General features: G+C 73.5%; 17 protein-coding genes. 6 read left to right on the top strand and 11 right to left on the bottom strand.

Going from position 1 to position 18,461, the window contains the following annotated elements; translation table 11 throughout:
* Positions 1-97: 97 nt before the first annotated feature.
* Complete coding sequence (locus tag F4556_RS31640; protein ID WP_184925500.1) at positions 98-943, top strand: undecaprenyl-diphosphate phosphatase; 846 nt, start codon at positions 98-100, stop codon at positions 941-943.
* 18 nt (positions 944-961) lie between these two features.
* Here F4556_RS31640 and F4556_RS31635 read toward each other — a convergent pair whose 3' ends face one another.
* A complete protein-coding gene (locus tag F4556_RS31635) occupies positions 962-1,681 on the bottom strand; it encodes a DUF1775 domain-containing protein (protein ID WP_184922238.1) in 720 nt (239 codons plus the stop codon).
* Positions 1,682-1,769: 88 nt separating this feature from the next.
* The gene (locus tag F4556_RS31630; protein WP_184922236.1) at positions 1,770-3,185 is read right to left on the bottom strand and encodes a HEAT repeat domain-containing protein; all 1,416 of its coding nucleotides are present in this window, start codon (positions 3,183-3,185) and stop codon (positions 1,770-1,772) included.
* A 283-nt stretch (positions 3,186-3,468) separates the two neighbouring features.
* On the opposite strand from F4556_RS31630, the gene F4556_RS31625 reads away from it, so the two are divergent.
* Positions 3,469-3,771, top strand: coding sequence for a PAS domain-containing protein (locus tag F4556_RS31625; RefSeq protein WP_184922234.1), 303 nt, complete (start codon positions 3,469-3,471; stop codon positions 3,769-3,771).
* Positions 3,772-3,784: 13 nt separating this feature from the next.
* Here F4556_RS31625 and F4556_RS31620 read toward each other — a convergent pair whose 3' ends face one another.
* On the bottom strand, positions 3,785-5,251 hold the full coding sequence (locus F4556_RS31620; RefSeq protein ID WP_184922232.1) for a DNA-binding protein NsdB: 1,467 nt from the start codon (positions 5,249-5,251) through the stop codon (positions 3,785-3,787).
* A 452-nt stretch (positions 5,252-5,703) separates the two neighbouring features.
* On the opposite strand from F4556_RS31620, the gene F4556_RS31615 reads away from it, so the two are divergent.
* Entirely contained in the window at positions 5,704-6,846 is a 1,143-nt protein-coding gene (locus tag F4556_RS31615; protein ID WP_184922230.1) for an aminoglycoside phosphotransferase family protein, read from the top strand.
* Between the two features lie 104 nt (positions 6,847-6,950).
* Here the strand turns inward: F4556_RS31615 and F4556_RS31610 are convergent, their stop codons facing one another.
* The 3 genes from F4556_RS31610 to F4556_RS38660 form a co-directional block, all read right to left on the bottom strand.
* A complete protein-coding gene (locus tag F4556_RS31610; RefSeq protein WP_184922228.1) occupies positions 6,951-8,090 on the bottom strand; it encodes an acyl-CoA dehydrogenase family protein in 1,140 nt (379 codons plus the stop codon).
* 282 nt (positions 8,091-8,372) lie between these two features.
* The gene (locus F4556_RS31605) at positions 8,373-8,867 is read right to left on the bottom strand and encodes a hypothetical protein (RefSeq protein ID WP_184922226.1); all 495 of its coding nucleotides are present in this window, start codon (positions 8,865-8,867) and stop codon (positions 8,373-8,375) included.
* Positions 8,868-9,520: 653 nt separating this feature from the next.
* A complete protein-coding gene (locus F4556_RS38660) occupies positions 9,521-9,760 on the bottom strand; it encodes a DUF397 domain-containing protein (protein WP_184925497.1) in 240 nt (79 codons plus the stop codon).
* A gap of 277 nt (positions 9,761-10,037) precedes the next feature.
* Here F4556_RS38660 and F4556_RS31595 point away from each other — a divergent pair, with 277 nt between their 5' ends.
* Together F4556_RS31595 and F4556_RS31590 are read left to right on the top strand one after the other, a co-directional pair.
* Positions 10,038-10,556 carry a PTS sugar transporter subunit IIA domain-containing protein gene (locus F4556_RS31595; RefSeq protein ID WP_184922224.1) on the top strand — a complete coding sequence of 173 codons (519 nt, stop codon included), beginning with the start codon at positions 10,038-10,040 and terminating at the stop codon, positions 10,554-10,556.
* A gap of 129 nt (positions 10,557-10,685) precedes the next feature.
* Positions 10,686-11,615, top strand: coding sequence for an NAD-dependent epimerase/dehydratase family protein (locus F4556_RS31590; protein ID WP_184922222.1), 930 nt, complete (start codon positions 10,686-10,688; stop codon positions 11,613-11,615).
* Positions 11,616-11,630: 15 nt separating this feature from the next.
* Here the strand turns inward: F4556_RS31590 and F4556_RS31585 are convergent, their stop codons facing one another.
* Entirely contained in the window at positions 11,631-12,125 is a 495-nt protein-coding gene (locus F4556_RS31585) for an NUDIX hydrolase (protein WP_184922220.1), read from the bottom strand.
* Between F4556_RS31585 and F4556_RS31580 the strand changes: the two genes are divergently transcribed.
* Positions 12,124-14,901: a tetratricopeptide repeat protein gene (locus F4556_RS31580; protein WP_184922218.1), complete on the top strand. Its 2,778-nt coding sequence runs from the start codon at positions 12,124-12,126 to the stop codon at positions 14,899-14,901. The genes F4556_RS31585 and F4556_RS31580 overlap by 2 nt on opposite strands.
* Positions 14,902-14,908: 7 nt before the next feature.
* On the opposite strand, the gene F4556_RS31575 is transcribed toward F4556_RS31580, so the two are convergent.
* The 4 genes from F4556_RS31575 to F4556_RS31560 all read right to left on the bottom strand — a co-directional run bounded on the left by F4556_RS31575 (position 14,909) and on the right by F4556_RS31560 (position 18,326).
* Positions 14,909-15,520: an acetyltransferase gene (locus F4556_RS31575; protein ID WP_184922216.1), complete on the bottom strand. Its 612-nt coding sequence runs from the start codon at positions 15,518-15,520 to the stop codon at positions 14,909-14,911.
* A gap of 142 nt (positions 15,521-15,662) precedes the next feature.
* Positions 15,663-16,304, bottom strand: a complete 642-nt coding sequence (locus tag F4556_RS31570; protein ID WP_184922214.1) for a sugar transferase — start codon at positions 16,302-16,304, stop codon at positions 15,663-15,665.
* 32 nt (positions 16,305-16,336) lie between these two features.
* Positions 16,337-17,509 (bottom strand): glycosyltransferase family 4 protein, encoded by a 1,173-nt coding sequence (locus F4556_RS31565; RefSeq protein ID WP_313068921.1) that lies wholly within the window; start codon positions 17,507-17,509, stop codon positions 16,337-16,339.
* Complete coding sequence (locus tag F4556_RS31560; protein ID WP_184922212.1) at positions 17,502-18,326, bottom strand: polysaccharide deacetylase family protein; 825 nt, start codon at positions 18,324-18,326, stop codon at positions 17,502-17,504. The genes F4556_RS31565 and F4556_RS31560 overlap by 8 nt, the downstream gene beginning before the upstream one ends.
* Positions 18,327-18,461 lie beyond the last annotated feature (135 nt).

Raw genomic sequence — 18,461 nt, 5'->3', positions numbered from 1 at the left:
GTGCGACGGCGGGGCGGCGCGCCCCGGACTCCGTGAACAGAAGAGGACCAGAGCTGATGCGCACCCTCCCCCAGATAACCGCGGCGGGTGCCCGGTGATCGACTGGTTCCACGCCGCCGTGCTCGGCCTCGTCCAGGGGCTGACGGAGTTCCTCCCGGTCTCCTCCTCCGCCCACCTGCGAGTGTTCTCGGCCCTGATGGGCTGGCAGGACCCGGGGGCGGCCTTCACCGCGGTGACCCAGCTGGGTACCGAGACGGCCGTGCTGATCTACTTCCGGAAGGACATCGCGGCGATCGTCTCGGCCTGGGTGGTCGCGCTCTTCAAGCGCGAGCGGCGCAGTGACCCGAACGCCCGGCTGGGCTGGTTCGTGATCCTCGGCACGCTGCCGATCGGCATCTTCGGGGCGCTCTTCCAGGACACCATCGAGACCACCCTGCGCGACCTCCGGGTGATCGGCACCACGCTGATCGTCTTCGGCGTGATCCTGGCGGTCGCCGACCGCACCCGGGCGGTCCGGCACGCCAAGCCGATCAGCGAGCTGACGCTGCCTCATGCCATCGGGTACGGGCTGGCGCAGTCACTGGCGCTGATCCCCGGCGTCTCCCGCTCGGGCGGCACGATCAGCGCGGGCCTGCTGCTCGGCTACAGCCGGGAGGCGGCGGCCCGGTACTCCTTCCTGCTCGCCATCCCGGCCGTACTGGCCTCCGGTGTGCTGGAGCTGTTCAAGATCGGCGAGGGCCCGGCCCCGGCCTGGGGGCCGACCATCATGGCGACCCTGATCGCCTTCGTGGTCGGCTACGCCGCCATCGCCTGGTTCCTGAAGTACATCTCCAGCCACAGCTTCATGCCGTTCGTGGTGTACCGGGTGCTGCTCGGCATCGTGATCATCGGCCTGGTGACGGCAGGTGTGCTGGCTCCGGACGCGGGCGTGCCGGTCAAGTGACCCCGGTGGCTCCGTCGCTCAGCTGTCGGCCGAGCGGCGGCGCCACCAGATCACTCCGCCGACGGCGACCAGCAGCACCGCTACGGCACCGATGACGACCGCGCCGTTGCCCTGGTCGGCCGACTTCGCGGCCGGCACCGGAGCGGCGCTGGCGGCGGTGGGAGCTGCCACCGAAGGCGACAGGGTCGGGGTCGGGGTCGGCGACGGGGTGGGACTCGGGCTCGGGCTCGGTGCGGCCAGCACCACGGCGCCCGGCGCGGCCTTGGCCAGCTTGAGCACCGGCGCCGGGTTCTTCGGCTCACTGCCGCCCTGCGGGACCTCGATCCAGCGGTCCACCTGGGTGTCGGTGTACATCACCAGGGTCTTGAACACCACCTGCTGCGCATCCGGCAGCTGACGCACCTTCACCTGGTACTCGGCGTTCTTCCCCGGCGCCAGGCCGGGCCCGGCCACCGTGAAGCCCTCGGCCCCCGGCTTGAACGTCCAGCCCTCGGGCGCCTTCACCAGACTCACGTCGGCCGGCGCGATCCCGGCCGGCAGCACCACCTGTACCTCGTCGATCCCGGCGGTGTCCGACTCCCCCGCGGCCTTGAACGACAGCACCGCGTCCACCGCGAGGGCCTGGGCCTGCTGGGAGGTGACCCCGGTGTGCGCGAAGGCGGGACCGCCGAGCAGCACCACCCCGGCCAGGGCGGCTATCGGGGTGGCGACGCGGGCGAGCGAGCGGTAACGGTTCATCAGCGGCGAGGCTCCTGGGTGCGGACGGGCGGAGGGCCCGTCCATCATGCCAGTCGCCTCACGCTCAGCGGCACGAAAGAGCCACTGTTCAGTGCCCGGTCAGGCGCCCGCGGATGACCGCGTGCACCTCGGCCTCCTCGGCCGGATCGGCGGCCAGTCGGCGCAGCCGCTCCAGCACCCGGACGTCGCCGGTGGTGGTGACGTGGCGGGCGGCCAGCTCGCGGGTGGCCTCCTCGCAGTCCCAGAGGCACTCGACCGCTATCCCGCGCCCGAAGTGCGGGTCGGTGGCGGCCAGCGCGCGGGCGGCCCGGCCGCGCAGTTCGGAGGAGGCCGCCTCCCCGTACACGTGGCGCAGGGCGGGGACGGCTCCGGCGGCGGCCAGCCGCCCCACACCGTCGACCAGGGTGCCCAGACCGGCTCCGGTCACGCCGCGGACCGAGATCCACTGGCGCAGCCCGTCGACCACCAGGGGCCCGTCGGCCGGGTCGCCGGCGTCGGCCAGCAACTGGACGGCGACCTCGCCGAGCGCGCTGTCGGCACCGCCGGTGGCGGGGTCGGCCCAGCGGCGGGCGTGGGCCATCGCGGCCGGGCCGCGCATCCGGCCGAGCACCGACAGGGCCGCATTGACGACCCTTTCGTCGATGTCGGCGGCGGCGGCCTCGATCAGCTCGGCGGCGTCCGGATCCTGCTGGTCCACCAGGTAGCGGAGGGCGGCCGTCCGGGCGCCGGGTGAGCCCGTACGGGCGGCCTCCAGCACCGTCTGCCGGTCCTCGGGACGCACCACGGCGGCCAGGCAGCGGGCGGCGGCGGCCGAGCGGCGCTCGGTGGAACTGCCGGGCTCGGCCTGGTCGGCCCAGGCGAGCACGTCGGTGGTGCTCCAGCCGGGGGTGATGCCGCCACGGTTCAGCTGCCGCTGCCACAAATCGAACGGGGACTGCTCGCTCGCGGCGGCGATCCGGGGGTGGTGCGCAGCCCACAGCCGCCACGGCCGGGGCTCGTACGCGGCTCTGATCGCGGCCCGGAGCTCGGCGTCGCCCTGTGGGTCGGCCGGGAAGCGGCCGAGCACCGAGGAGGCCAGCGAGAGCAGCGCGCGGTCGTCGTCGCGCAGGGCCAGCTCGTCCAGGGCCCAGGCCCAGTTGGTGCCGACCGCGACGTAGCCGCGCAGCAGGTCCAGGGCGTCCCGGCGGCCGTAGGCGGCCAGGTGACCGAGCACCGCCAGCGCCAGGCCGGTCCGGGAGTCGTCCGGCTCGAGGACGTCCTCCGCGCAGTGCAGATGCTGTTCGAGCCCGGTGAGCGGTGCTTCCAGCTCCATGAAGAGGCGGGCGTAGTAAAGGGAGCGGTTCTCGACCTGCCAGTCGGCCCTGGGGTCGCTGGTGACGCACTCCTCCAGAGCGGCGATCGCTTCGTGACGATCGGCCGCGAGCGCATGCAGCTGTCCGTCACCACGGCCTCGCTGGAGGAGGCCGAGGAGGCTGGCACTGGGCGCTATCACTGGCTCGAACATGACGTCAGCATCCGTTGCGGCGGTCGTGGTGGCAACGGGATTTCCGTCGCCGGGGGTTCTGATGGCTCCTGCAAGGGCGCCCGGGCGCCGGAATCACCGTAGGTTACCGCCTGGGCGCCCCTTACGCACACAGGACCGATCAGGTCGGCCTTCGACCCTGTTGCCGCATATGCCAATGGAAATTCCGTGAAGGATTTGCCGGAACCCCTCACAGCCGCCGCGCCCTCGTGGCAGAGTCGGTCCACCGCCGGAGGGTCGTACCCATATGTCGTGAGGGGCAGCGATGAGCACCGCCGTCTGGGACCTGCGCACCGACCAGGTCAGCTGGCAGCCCGAGGTCTACCGGCTGCTCGGCCGCGACCCGCGGCTCGGCCCGCTCAGCCTCGACCAGCTGCTCCGGGCGGACCGGCCCACGCTCCGCCGGGTGGTCACCTCCGCCCTGCTGCGCGGGCAGGCCGAATCCGGCCTGGTGCCGATCGAACGGCCCGGCGACGAACCGCGCCGCCTCCAGGTCACCGGTGAGCCCATGCTCGACCAGGACGGCCAGGTGACCGCCCTGCGGATGTCACTCCGTCAACTCGCCTGAACCGCCCGCGGCCTCACGCCTCGCGACGGGGCTCGGGCAGCACCGCGTGGATCTCCGCCCGCAGCTCGGCCACCGCCGGCACGCCCTGGTAGCGGCTGGACAGCCGGTACATCTCGCGCAGCCGGTCCCAGGTCCGGGTCGAGGAGGTCTGGCCGATCGAGTTGAGCGCCAGCTTGGCGTGGGTCAGTGCCCCCTCCGGCTCGCCGGAGAGCCAGTAGACCGAGGCCAGGGTGATCTCGTCGAGCAGGCTGGAGCGCTCCCGGCCGGTGGTCGCCCGCAGGTCCATCGCGCGCTGCGCGTGCTGCTCGGCCAGCCGGGCCGCGCCCGGGTCGTGCTCCGCCAGCGTCCGGTAGACCAGCGCCTGCATCCCGTGCAGCTCGGCCTCGTTGAAGGTGGCCATCCAGGTCGGCACCGCCAGGTCGCTGTGCTGGACGAACAGCTCCTCCGCCTCGCCGAGCACCCGGCGGGTGGCCTCCGCCCGGCCGAGCGCGGCCTGCGCCCACGCCTCCACGGTGTGCAGCATGGCTCTGGTCTGCGGCAGCATCCGGTCACCGCTGCTGGCCCGGGCCAGCTGCATCAGCTCCAACGCGTCGTCGGCCCGGCCGAGATGGAGCATCTGCCGGGCGGCCCGGGAGATCGCCTCGCCCGCCCGCGGCCGGTCGTCCGCCTCCTTGGCCGCCTGCGCGGCGATCACGAAGTACCGCTGCGCGGTGGGCTCCAGGCCCACGTCGTGCGACATCCAGCCCGCCAGCACCGCCAGGTTGGCGGCCACGATCCAGAGCCGCTGCTTCACCTCGGGCCGCAGGTCGTGGGTGAGCAGCCCGCCGACCTCGTTCAGCTGGCCGACCACCGCCTTGCGCTGCAGGCCGCCGCCCCGGGACGCGTCCCAGGCCCGGAAGACCTCCACCGACCGCTCCAGCGCGGTCACTTCCTCCGCGCCCACCGGGCCCGGCTCGTAGACGTCGACCACCGGCCGGGGCCCGCCCTGGGTGATGATCCTGCGCGGGCCCGGCCGTTCGGCCGCCGACGCCACGTCGGCGCCCCGCATCCAGTCGTAGAGGTTGTCGCCGATGACCGTTCCCGCGGCGAGCGCGGTGCCCGCGCCCACCAGTCCGCGTCGGTTGAGCATGAGGTCCATTCCCGTGAACTCGGTGAGGACTTCAGCCGTCCGATCCGGCTCCCAGGGCTCTGCTGACGGCGTGCTGCCGGACCTGGTGGGCCGGTGTCGTTCCAGACCGAGGTCCTCAGTGGTGACGACACGGCCGAGCCGCTCGGTGAACACGGCGGCCAGCAGTCTCGGCACCGGATCGCGGGGGATCTCCCCCTGCTCCATCCAGCGCCGTACCCGCGAGGTGTCGGTGGACAGCTGCTGCTGTCCCATCGCCGCACCGCGCCGGTTCACCAGCCTCGCCAACTCGCCCTTCGACCAACCGGTCAGGGCGAAGAGGTCGGCGAATCTGGCGTTCGGCCCCTTGCTCACGTGAAGCCCCCAGGATCCTCGGCTGCTCTCGACCCTAGTGCGCTGGCATGTGCCGCGCGACCATTCGCCACGCTTCGCCAGGGTCCGCCACATGGTGCACCAGTGCTGACCGGGTGTCAGGTAGAGATGCGCCACCCCGACTCCGGGTCGGAAGGCCCGAAAACGGCTCAGGGACTGCCCTGAGCAGCCGTCAACGGACTTTCCGGGGCCTCATCCGAGGGGGTGGCGCGGCAGGGTGGCGCACTGGCGCCGGGCATGGCCAGGCAGGCGCACGGCACGCATTCCCCAGGGTGCGGGCCGTGACGACCCGTCAAGTTCCGTGCCCGGCGCCTGCGCTCCACCCCTCGCCCCGGCGGTGCACCGCGACGGTGCACACCTCCGCCACCCGGGGCAGTCCGCAGCAGACACCGGCAGAGGCCAGCCGCCGGCCAGGAAGGGACCCTCACCACCCCATGTACTCCTCAGCGACCACCGGCACCCCCACCCAGACCCGTACCGCGCTGCGCCCCCCCACCGCAGCCGGCGGTCGCCCCGGTCAGGGTCCGGCCCCGTACCGCGACCCGAGGGCGCTGGCCACCGCACGCGGCCTGCTCCCCCGTCAGGCCGACCAACTGGCCGCCCGCAACGGCACCGACCGGATGCAGCGCGGCCGCGCCCTCGAGGCCGCCACCGCCGACCGGCTCGACCCCGCCGCCCTGCAGACCCCCGCCGTACGGGCCGCGCTCGCCAACATCGCGCGGATATGCCCTGGCTTCCTTCCCCGCCAGGTCCTGCGGGAAGGCAGCCGACACATCCTGATCGCCGGCACCATCGGCCGGGCACCCGTGGTCGCCAAGTGCCTTGCCCCGCAGGCGCTTCGCAGCGAGCACGCCGAGCAGTTGATCGAACGCTTCCACCACGAGGTCTCGGTCTACCGGGCCTTCGTCCGGCACCGTCCGCCGGTCCGGCTGCCCCGGCTGGTGGCCGCCGACCACGACCGCTGCGTGCTGGTCATGGAGCGGGTACCGGGCCGTCAGGCCGCCCGCGAGCGGCACCCGGTGAGCGCGCCGACCCCCGGCGAGCTGCGCGCCGTACTCGGCTCGATCCGCTCGCTGAACCTCTGGCGGCCGCCGACCGACGTGTTCGGCAAGCCGCTCGACTACCAGCTGGAGATCTCCCGCTTCCACTCGGTCGGCCAGCTCACCGACCGGGACGCGGGCGACCTGCGGGCCCTGCTGCACGGCCTGGCCGGCAGCCCGCTCCAGCTCTGCCACGGCGACGCGCTGCTCGGCAACATCCTGCTCGCGCCGTCCGGCCCGGTCCTGGTCGACTGGGAGCAGGCCGGCTGGTACCTGCCCGGGTACGACCTGGCGGTGCTCTGGAGCGTCCTCTCCGGGGACTCGGCCGCCCGCCGCCAGATCAGCCAACTCGCCCAGTCCGGCGGGACGGTGGCGCGGGACGCGTTCCTGGTCAACCTGGTGCTGGTACTGATGCGGGAGATCCGCCTGCACGACGTGCCGGGCGCGGGCGAGGAGCAGCGCATCATGATCCGCCGGCTCTACGACGACGCAGCGCTCGCCCGCCGGGCGGTCCGCACTGCGGTGGGCACGCGCTGACCGAAAAGGGCAAAGTGCCTGACCACCTACGCATGGATCACGTTTTCCGAGGTCGGCGTCGCAGTTCCCCGAGCCCCTGGACCGTAGACAGCTGAGGCAGTGCGTCAGCCCAGGGTGGTGCGCGCGATCCCGTCGAGGATGACGTCTTCCGACGCCAGGTGGGTGCGCCCGCTGAGGACGTCGCGGAGGTAGCGTTCCAGCGGGTGGCGGCGGCTGAGGCCGGGGTTGCCGGTGAGGGTGACGGCCTGTTGGACGGCTGCGGTGGCGGTGCGGTTGATCAGCAGCTGGGCCGCCCCGGACCGGGCGGCGGCCGCCTGGTCGCCGCGGTCCACCCGGGCGGCCAGGCCGTACAGGAGCTCTTCGGCGCCGATCAGCGAGGCTTCGATCTCGGCCACCGCCGTCCGGTAGCGGGGCACGGTCGCCAGCGGCTCGGTCAGATTGGCCGGAGTCCGCTGTCCGAGGAACCGGACCAGCCACTCCTGGGCGGCCCGGGCGACGCCCAGGTGCACGGCGGAGAGGGCGAGTTCACGCCAGGCCCGGTCCAGCCGGTCGGCGGGCGGCTCCTCGGCCGGGGTGCCGGCCAGGCCGACCACCGCGTCGGCGGGCACCGCGACGTCGGTCAGCAGCACGTCGTGCCCGGCGCTCGCCCGCAGGCCCAACTGGTCCCAGACCGGGTCCAGTTCGATGCCCGGGCTGTCGCCGCGGACCAGGAACAGGCCGGTCCGCGGAACCGTTTCGTCGGTCCTGGCCCGGACCGCCAGCCAGGCCAGTGCCTCGGCGCCCGCACAGAACGTCTTCCGGCCGGTCAGCCGCCAGCCGGTGCCGTCCCAGCGGGCCACCGTGGCCAGCCGGCCGCCCGGCTCCGCGCGCAGCGTGTTGACCAGGGCCGGGCCGCGGCGGGATTCGGTCAGCAGCCGGCGGTAGACCCCGGCCGGCCAGTTGCCGTTTCTGGCCTGCTCGGCGTGCTGGAGCAGGGTGAAGGCGGTGAGCACCGCCACCGAGGCGTCTCCGCGCCCGAGTTGGGCGAGCAGCTGGACGGTGTCGGCGAGCGTGCCGCCGGGGCCGCCGTAGCGCTGACCGATGGTCAGGTTGAGCAGACCGGCCTCGTGCACGGCCTCGATGCCCTGGTACGGGAAGGTGGCGTCCCGGTCGTGCTCCTCGGCCCGGGCCGCCAGCAGGTCGACCACCCTGGGCAGTCGGGCGAGGGCGTCCGCGACGGGTGAGGTGCCATCAGTGACGGTCATGTGCGGGTGCCTCCGGGCGGCAGCGTGGTGCGCGACGAACTGCGGGCGGGCGCACCGGCGGTGGCGCGCGGAACCGTAGGGCGACCTCGTGCGGAACGGCCGGAATCAGCCGGAAGCGGGCCGCCGGAGGAGTCGACTCCCCCTCAGCGGCCCGGACACGCCGCGCTCGCGGTGCGCCGCAGGTCCAGATAGCTGCGGCGCGTGAGCAGCAGACGGCGACACGACATGCTGGTGACTGTACGAAGCGTTGATCAGTACCGTCAAGCAGGGTCTGGCCGGAAATCAGCCCTGCTGGAACATGTCCGCCGGGAGCGGCTTGAGCAACTGGTAGAGGTCGTCGGCGATCGGCCGGTCCCAGGAGGCGATGGTGACCTGGACGCCGTCGCTGCGGCCGAACTGGGCGCAGAACACCCGCTCCTCGCTGACCTTGACCTTCCGGACGATCAGCAGGTCGTCGCCGAGCATGACCGGGAAGTCCTCGGCCGAGACGAACTCGACCGGCTCCTCGTTCTCCAGCGCGGTGAGCAGCTGGCGGATCTCGAACGGCACGCCGTCCTCGGCGTCCCGGGCCGGCGATCCCTCGGGCAGGTTGCCGATGAACATCGCGGGGCCGCGGCCGCCGAACAGGTCGTACCGCAGGAAGATGCCCTGACAGGAGCCGTCCGGGCCGCTCATCATCATGGCGCCGAAGTCGCCCGGCCAGTCGCCCGGGTCCATCGCGAGCACGTCGAAGTCCGGTCCCGCGGGAGAGCCGGAGCGGCGGCGGAGAAATGACATGACACCATCGTACGGTGCGGTCACGCCCTGCTCACGGGGCGGGTGGGTGCCCCGGGCGAGATCCACGCTCAGAGACCAATGTTGACTCTGAGCAACCGTCCGGGCTACGTTCGGTTCAGCACGACAGCCGCTGTGGACTCGATCCACCGGGGGGCGGTGTTGTCGCAGCGCGCCCACGTGCGCGTTCCCTCATGCACATCGTCGTGCGACACCCGAGTCACCTGCACAGGCACTTTCCGCTGTCCACCGACCGTCGAGTAGCGTCAGGCAGAGCAGTACACACACAACACCCATAGACCAGGTTCGCGGGGCCCCGGCCCGTCGCAGCTCGCGAACCTGCCCGGGACACCGCCGCGTGGGGGCGTGCGGATCCCGGGCAACCCGGCACCGGCGTCCGAGTCGCTCTCGGCGTCGAGGCCACGCCTCCCGGCGACGGCGCACCCTGGTGCGTCCGGGGTTCTACCTCGGGAGGAGGTCCGGCACTTGTGCCCGGACCGCACAGCAGGCGCCGTGCCTGGACGCGTGGGGGCGTTGGGCACGGCGTCTGTCTGCTTCTAACTGTGGGCCGTTACTTGTCGAACAGTCAACGACTATCGGTCCATCAGATTTCTTTCCGGGGTCGACGCCCGCCCGGCGAGCTGACGAAGTAGCGGTCAGCTCGGGTCGAACTCGCCGTCCCGCGCGCCCAGCACGAAGGCCCGCCACTCGGCCGGGGTGAAGACCAGCACCGGGCCGTCCGGCTCCCGGCCGTCGCGCATCGCGATGTACTCGCCGACGAAGGCGATCTGTACCGCACCGTCGCCCTGGTCGCTGGAGAGCCACTCCGCCCCGGTGAGGTCCAGTTCCGGCTTCGGGCCGAACCCCTGGACCGCCGTCCCGATCTCGCCCGCCACGCTGGTGCCGCTGTCGACCGCCACTGGACTCTTCCTCCCTGTCGAACGTGGCCCCAGCGTATCCAGCCGGTCCCGACCCGGGCGGACTTGCGGCTTTCGCTCCTCCGCACGGGGCCGGATAAGTCGTTCCGCCCCGCCCGCGGACCGTGCTGTGCTAGGCGGACACACCCGGGGCGGATCCGGTCGCGGCCCGGGTGCGCCTGCGAGAGTGTTGTTCCACGTCCCGTCAGAAGACGTCCCGTCAGACCGCGTACCGCAGAGGCCCCGAGGAGCAGTCATGGAACGCCGGGAGGACCCCCGGGCCGATGTGATTCCCATCTCACAGGCCCCGTCCGCGCCACACCCCGGCGAGCCGGAACCCGAGGCTCCGCGGCACCCCCGGCCGGCCGGGCTCGGGCGGGTCGGCGTGGTGCTGGTCTCGCACAGCCAGCGGCTGGCCGAGGCGGTCGCCGCGCTCGCGGTCGGGCTCACCACCGGGGACCCGGCGGCCGTGGCCGCCACCGGGGGCAGCCTGGCGGACGGGCTCGGCACCAGCGCGGTCCTGGTCGCCGCGGCGGCCCGCCGGGTGGACCAGGGGCACGGGGTCGCGGTGCTGGCCGACCTGGGCAGCGCGGTCGGCACCGTCCGGGCGCTGCTCTCCGACGCGGACGAGCACGGTCTGCCGTTCCCGGTCCGGCTGGCGGACGCCCCGTTCGTGGAAGGGGCGGTGGCGGCGGTGGCCACCGCCAGCGCGGGCGGCGACCTGACGGCGGTGCTGGACGCGGCCGAGGAGATGTACCGCCAGCGCAAGCTCTGAGCCTGCGATCCCTGCTCCCGGCACCGGAGTTCACCAGATCCGCACGTCGGCGGCGGTCGCGCCGATAGCATGCGGCGCAGTGCGCCCGAGGCGGGGAGGCCGCGGGCCGACGGTGGGGGGAGCTTGAACATGCGGGTGGTCGTGACCGGCGGAGCCGGTTTCATCGGGGCCAACCTCGCCCGGGCCCTGCTGGCCCGTCCCGAGGTGGACCACGTGGCCGTGGTCGACAACCTCAGCACCGGCAGCAAGGCCAACCTGGCCGGTCTGGACGTGACCCTGCACGAGGGCACCATCCTGGACCCGGCCCTGCTGGACGCCGCCTTCGCGGGCGCCGACGCGGTGGTGCACCTGGCCGCGCTGCCCTCGGTACCGCGCTCGGTGGCAGATCCGCTGGCCAGCCACCACGCCAACGCCACCGGCACCCTGGAGGTGCTGGAGGCGGCCCGCCGGGCGGGCGTCGGCTACCTGGTGGCGGCGTCCTCGTCCTCGGTCTACGGGGCCAACCGGGAGCTGCCCAAGCGGGAGACCATGCGGACGGCGCCGATGAGCCCGTACGCGGTCAGCAAGCTGGCCACCGAGGCGTACCTGGCGGCCTATCACCACTGTTACGGGCTGGGCGTGCTGCCGCTGCGGTTCTTCAACGTGTTCGGCCCGCTGCAGCCCGCCGGGCACGCGTACGCGGCCGTGCTGCCCGCCTTCCTCGACGCGGCGCTGGCCGGACGGCCGCTGACCGTGCACGGGGACGGCGGCCAGAGCCGGGACTTCACCTACGTCGGCACGGTCACCCAGGTGATCAGCGAGGCGGTGGTCCGGAGGGTGGTGCACGCCGACCCGGTGAACCTGGCCTTCGGCACCCGGACCACCCTGCTGGAGCTGATCGACGAGCTCGGCTCGGTGCTCGGCCTGCCGCTGGCCGCCGAGCACGTCGAGCCCAGGCCCGGTGACGTCCGGGACTCGCAGGCCGACAACAGCCGGCTCCGGGAGCTGTTCCCCGAGGTGGTGCCGGTGCCGCTGCGGGAGGGCATCGAACGCACCGCCGAGTGGTTCCGGACGCTCTGACGGACCGTCCGGAGGTCAGGCCGGGTCGCCCGTGGGCGGGGTGAAGGAGAACACCGTCTCGGTCTTCCCGGCCAGCGCCACCTCCAGCCGGTAGCGGGCGTAGTCGTCCAGCTCGGGCAGCTCGCTCGGGGCGAACCAGGCCACCTCCAGCGACTCGTCGTCGTTCACCCGCGCCTCGCCGGAGACCCGGCGGCAGCGGAAGGTCAGGTCCAGGTACTGGGCCTGGTCCCCGTTCGGGTAGCTGAGCAGCGGCGAGACCGTCACCGAGGCCAGTGCCTCCGGCTCGACCACCAGGCCGGTCTCCTCGAACACCTCTCGGACCAGCCCGTCGGCGGGCTGCTCACCCGGATCGAGGATGCCCCCGACGATCGACCAACGGCCGGAGTCGGAGCGGCGGTTGAGCAGCACCCGGCCCTGGTCGTCCCGGACCACCGCCCCCACGCCGGAGAGCCAGAGCGGACGGGTGCCGACGAAGGAGCGCAGCTCCGCCAGGAAGGAAGGAATCGCCATGGACCCGAGCCTACGTGCTGGGGAACCACCCCTGCCGACCTCGGACTGGATCCGGAACCTGATCGACGGCCAGGTCACCGCCCGGGACGTGATCCAGGCCGGCCGGATCGACCAGCTCACCGTCGCCGCCCCGCAGACCGGCCGGATCGCGGCGGCCGGCCTACCGGCCCGCAGCCGGACCTTCGCCGGGCGGGCGGAGGAGCTGGCCGCACTGCTGGCGCTGCTCGCCCCCGATGACACCCGGCCCCCGCCGGCGGCACCGGCGGTGCGCCCCGAGCGGACCCTGCCGGAACTGATGGAGCGCCATGGACTGGTGCCGTGGCCACCGCCGCAGCCCTCCGGGCCGGACGGCCACGACGAGGACGACTCCGGCCTGATCTGGGAAATGGCCACCCCGGACGGGCGCATCGTACCGATCCCGGACAACCTCAGGATGTTCGCCGTCCGCAGCCCGTCCGGCCAGTTGCTGCCGATCCGGCACGCGTTGTGGGAGCAGCCCGGGGCGGGCGCCCCGGCCGGTCCGGCCCCGGAGCCCGATCCCGCCTCGGTGGTGCTGGTGACCGGCCCGGCCGGGATCGGCAAGACCGAACTCGCCCTCCAGGCCGCGCACCTGGCCCGGGCCGGGAAGCTGTTCCCGGGCGGCGAACTCTTCGTGGACCTGCACGGCTACCGGCCGGAACGGAGCCTGGACCCGGTCCGGGCGCTCGGTGTCCTGCTGGTCGCCCTGGGCGTCTCCGCCACCGACCTCCCCGCCGGGGAGGCCGAACGGGCCCAGCTGTACCGCTCGCTGCTGGCGGAGCGGGCGGCCGAGGGGCGGCCCACCCTGGTGCTGCTCGACAACGCGGCCTCCGCCGGTCAGGTCGAACCGCTGCTGCCCGGCGACGGGCTGACCCGGGTGATCGTCACCTCGCGGCACTCCTTCGCACCGTCCGGCGCACAGCTGCTGGAGCTGGCGGCGCTGGACGGGCCGGCCGCGCTCGACGTGCTCCAGCTGACCGTCCGGGCCGTCCTGGGCAAGCCCGACGGCCGCTTCGCGCGGGAGCCCGAGGCCGCCGCCGAGCTCACCTGGTTCTGCCAGAACCTGCCGGTGGCGCTCCGGATGCTCGGTGCCCTGATCGCCCAGGACCGGGACCAGCCGCTGCACGAGGTGGTGGCGGAGCTCGCCGACCTCGGCACCCTGCTGGACGACATCGCCGACGACGAGCAGACCCTGCGGGCGCTGATCGAGCTGTCCTACCGTCAGCTGCCGGCGGACCAGGCCCGGTTGCTCCGGCTGCTGGCCCTCCCCGGCGGGCCGGTGGGCATCACCGACGCCGCGACGCTGAACGGGACCTCGGAGAAGGCCACCCGAAAACTGCTGCGCGCCCTGGTCAGTGCCCATCTGGTGGAGAGCGGCGGCTCGCAGGAGACCCGGTGGTCGCTGCCGTTGCTGACCGAGCTGTTCGTGCTCGGCCTCCCCGGGGAGCACACGGAAGCGCGGGAGGCGCTGACCCGGCTGACGCTGCACTGGGTGGACACCGTCCACGCGGTCGTCCGGGACCTGACCGCCACCGCCCCCAGGGCCGGGCAGCCGGTCGCGGTGCTCAGGACCCGGGCCCTGCAGTGGCTGGACGACAACTGGACGACCGCCTTCCTGCTGGCCGGGGGTGACGGCCCGCCGGATCTCCGGCTGCTGCTCTGCCACGGCCTGGAGAGCTACCTCGAGCGACGGCACCTGATCGGGTACGCGGTCGGGAACGCCCTGGTCGCCGTGCAGATCGCCCGGGAGCTGCCCACCGCCGAGCTGGTGCCGGAGGTGGCGGCGGGGATGCCGTTCCGTCCGGTGCTCCGGGACGCGCTCAACTCGCTCGGTGCGGCCCTGCTCGACGTCCGACAGGTGACGGAGGCCATCACCTGCTTCGAGGAGGCGATCGCCTCCGCCCGGGAGGACGAGGACCTGTTCGGCGAGGCCCAGTCGCTGACCGGCCTCGGGCAGGCCCTGTCCGGTCTGGGACGGCTCGACGAGACCCTGGCCGCATACCGGCGGGCCGTCAGGTTGCTCACCGGGCTGGACCGGCCCGGCCAACTCGCCACCGTCCGGGCCATGCTGGGCCGGTGCCTGCTCCGGACCGGGGAGCCCGAGGAGGCCCTGCGGGAGTTCCGTGCACTGCTCGCGCTGCCCGGCCGGAAGACCCGGGGCGAGGCCGAACTGGGCATCGCCGAGGCACTCTCGGCCCTCGGCCGGCCGACGGAGGCGATCGCCACCCTCCGCACGGCGCTGGACCACCACGAGCACCACGCGGACGAGCGGGCCACGAACCGGGTCCGGATCCGGCTCGGCGAGGTCCTGATCGCGGCGGACGAGCCCGCCGAGGCGGTCGAGGTCCTGAAGCTGGCCGAACTCACCGCTTCGACGAGCGGCGACCACCGGCTCACCGGCCGGGCCTGGCTGCAGCTCGCCCGGGCCTTCCGGCGCCTCGAACAGCCGGACCGAGCCGTGCAGTTGCTGCGGAACGCCGCCGGTGCGGCCGTCCGGCCGCTCGACGCCGAACTGCTGGTCCAGGTGGGCAACGCCCACCTGGACGCGGAGGGCGAGCTGCCGGAGGCCGTCCAGGTCGTGCAGGCCGCGGCCGCCTGCCTGGAGACCCTCGGCGACCTGGCGGGCGCCCGCGCACTCCTGACCCAGCTCGCCGACGGTCTGGCGGACTCCCACGACGACGAGAGCGAGGACGGGCCGGAGGTCGCGGCCTTCGTCGCCGAGCTGCGAGCGGCCGAACGCGCGGTCGGCCGCCCCTGACCCCGGGTCAGGCCCCCCGGCCGGCCATCGGGCGGGCCGGGGAGCCGATCACCGTGGCAGCCGCCGGGACGTCCCGGGTGACCACCGCGGCGGCGCCGACGAACGCGTACCGGCCCAGTCTGCGGCCCTGCAGCACCACGGCGTTGCTGCCGACGGTGGCGCCCCGCTCCGCGTGCACGGAGCCGGACACGTTGCCGCCCGGATAGACCGTCACCAGATCGGCCAGCACCGTGTCGTGACCGACCGTCGCGTTGTAGTGCACCTGGCAGTGCGCGCCGATCCGGACGCTGCTGGAGACGTACGCGCCCCCCATCACCAGGCAGCCGGGGCCGAGCTCCGTCTCCGGCGCGACGATCGCCCTCGGGTGCACCAGGGTCTCCGCGCGCCCGCCGAGGCCGTCCAGCAGCACCGAAAGCCGGGCCCGCACGGCGGGATCGGCGATCCCGATCAGGTACGCCGCTCCGGGCGGCAGCTCCTTCGGTGCCCGCACCGGCAGGCCGCGCACCGTCCCGCCCTGCCCCCGGTCGTCGAGGAACCCGGCCACCGGGACACCGGCCGCGAGCGCGGTGTCCAGCGCCTCGCGGCCGACGCCGCCGGCTCCGGCGATCCACAGGTTCATTCCGCTCCTCGTCATGTGCGGGTCACTGCGAAAGTACCTGACCGCCTACGCGCGCGTGACGTTTTCCGGGGCCGGCGTCGCCCACGCGGCGGAGCCGCACATCAGCAGAGCCCCGAGCCCCTGCCTTCCGAACGTCTGCCCGTCAGGAAGCCTCTTCCACCGGGATACGCGGAGCCGTTGCCTGGCGGGGCAGGACGATGCGGGTGGGGGTCGGGATCGGGAAGCCCGGGTTGACGCCGCCGGCCGCGGTGATGCCGGCCGGGCGGAGCAGCTGACGGGCGGTCATCAGGAGGATGCGGAGGTCGAGTCCGAAGGTGCGGTTGGTGATGTACCAGAGGTCGAGCTCGATCCGCTCCGGCCAGCTGATCGAGTTGCGTCCCTTGACCTGGGCCCAGCCGGTCAGGCCGGGGCGGATCGCCAGCCGGCCGCGCTGGCGCGGCGAGTAGTGGACGACCTGCTCGGGCAGCGTGGGCCGGGGGCCGATCACGCCCATCTCGCCGCGCACCACGTTCCAGAGCTGCGGCAGCTCGTCCAGGCTGGTCGTGCGGAGCAGTGCGCCGAGCCGGGTGATCCGGGGCGCGTCGGGTTCGTCGTCGAAGCGTTTGTCCCGCATGGTGCGGAACTTGAGGATCTCGAACTCCGCACCGGCGCGGCCGGTCCGGGTCTGCCGGAACAGCACAGGCCCGCCCATGGTGCAGCGGATCAGGATCGCGATCACCAGTCCGAGCGGAAGCGCGATGCTTCCGGCCAGCACGGTGACCACGAGGTCCCCCCCTCGTTTCATTTCTCCCCCAGCGGGTGTGGTGTGAGGTTGGCTCAGCCGACCGACCAGGCCAACCGCTTGGCTCTGGCCACGGCCGCGTAGGTCTCCAGGGAGACCGCCGCGACACCGCACTGGTCGAACTCGGCCAGGGCGCGGCGACGGGCCGCCGTGCCCAGCTGCTCACGCAGGGCGGGCTCGGTGAGGAGCCGGCCGAGCGCGGTGGTGAGGGCCCCGGCGTCGCCGGGTGGGGCGAGCAGCAGGTGCTCGCCGTGGGTGCCGATCTCGCGGCAGCCCCGGATGTCGCTGAGCACCATCGGCAGGCCGCTGGCGGCGGCCTCCATGGCGGAGCGGGAGAACCCCTCCCGGTAGGAGGGGAGGACGAAGACGTCCAGTGCGGCGTACAGCTCGGGCATGTCGGAGCGGCTGCCGAGGAACTCGACCCCGGCCTCCTCCCCCGCCAGTGCGTCGGGCTTGTCGGTGTCCTGCGGGCCGATCCAGACGAACCTGGCCTTTCCGGCCAGCGCGCGGGCCGCCGTCGCGTACTCGACGATGCCCTTCTCGGCCACCCGGCGGCCGACTCCGGCCACCAGCAACTCGTCGTCTGCGACGCCGAGTTCGGCCCTGATCCGGGCCCGGGCCGCCTGGTCGGGGCCGAACCGGGAGAGGTCCACGCCGTTGCCGACCACCCGGGAGCGGCGGGCCGGCACGAACCGGGCCAGCGCCCGCCGGTCCTCGCCGTTCTGGTACAGCTCGGCGTGCGAGAACCGGGCCGCGACGGCCTCCGCCCCGAGCACCAACAGCCGCTTGGCGAACGGGTCGTGGGCCTGTGCCCAGAGTCCGTGGCAGGTGTTGACCACCACCGGGACACCGGCCAGCCGGCCGAGGATGCGGCCGAGCACGCCGGTCTTCGGGTTGTGGGTGTGCAGGACGTCGGGCTTGATCCGGCGCAGCGCGGCGAGCAGTTCGCGCGCCGCGGCCAGGTCCGCGCCCGGCTGCCAGGCCCGGGTGAGCGAGGGCAGCGGCTCGTGCCGGATGCCGATCGCGTCGAGTTGGGACAGGTACGGACCGGGGGCGCTGATGCCGTAGGTCTCGAAGCCGGACTCCACGTCGACCTTGAGCTCGGTGGCGAGCAGCAGGTGCAAGCTCATGTCCACGGTGGTCAGGTGGGCCACCCGAAGCGGCCGGCCCTCGGGGCCGCGCAGCCGGGGTGACGGCGTCTCAGGCACGGGCGCCGACCGCCTTCGCGGTGGCCACGATCCGGGCGTAGGCCCGCTCGGGGAGCAGGCGGCCGTAGAGCTTGGCCCGGTAGAAGTCGATCGGGTCGGTACGGCGGACCGGGACCCGGCAGAACCGGACCGGGTCGAAGCCGGGGTCGTTCCGGCCGACCTGGCCGGTGGCGGAGGTGCGGAACCGGGCCCGCAGCGCGGCGTCCATGTGCGGTACGGGGACGCCCCAGGTGTACGCGAAGTGCTTCGGGCGGGTGCCGAGGTGCTCTTCGACGTCGTCGTTGCAGGCGTCCAGCTCGGCGGTGCTGAGCAGGGCGGGGCGGGCGTGGCTGCGGGTGTGGTTGGCCACCGTGCAGAGGCCGGAGCCGGCCATCTCCCGGAGCTGGTCCCAACTCAGGCCCGGGGCACCGGAGTCCTTCGCGGTCGAGCCCTCCCAGCGCATCTCGCCGCCGACCTGGCCGCTGGCCAGGTAGACGGTGAACGGCAGACCGCGCTCCTTGAGCAGCGGCCAGGCGTTCTCGTACACGTCGGCGAAGCCGTCGTCGAAGGTCAGCACGGTGCTCGGGGTCCGGCGGCCGGCCTCCAGCCGGTCGGTGGCCTCGTCCAGGCCGACCACCCGGCCGGGCGGCAGCTCGGCCAGCAGGTCCACCTGGGCGGTGAAGTCGGCGGTGGTGACGTCGAGTTCGTCGGCGGAGCCGCCGCCGACGCGGTGGTAGATCAGCACGGTGGCGCCCTCGCCGGGGACACCCCCGGCCACCCGCGCCAACTGCTGTTTGACCCTGCCCCGGACGCCCCCGGACACAGCACTGCCCGCCATCGTTCCCCCCTCTGCGCTGCCCTCCCCGGCAGTGCAAGTGGCCGTGCGCACGGCGGCAGTCGGCTGCCGAGCGGGACCCACACTAGGGGGATGTGTGGGGCTGATGCCCGGAAGTTGTGAAAGAAGCGCGCAGAT

This window comes from Kitasatospora gansuensis (genome assembly GCF_014203705.1).
Classification (GTDB): domain Bacteria; phylum Actinomycetota; class Actinomycetes; order Streptomycetales; family Streptomycetaceae; genus Kitasatospora; species Kitasatospora gansuensis.
Note: the sequence above shows the minus strand (reverse complement) of the source record. Positions and strands in the feature narration are given on the sequence as shown.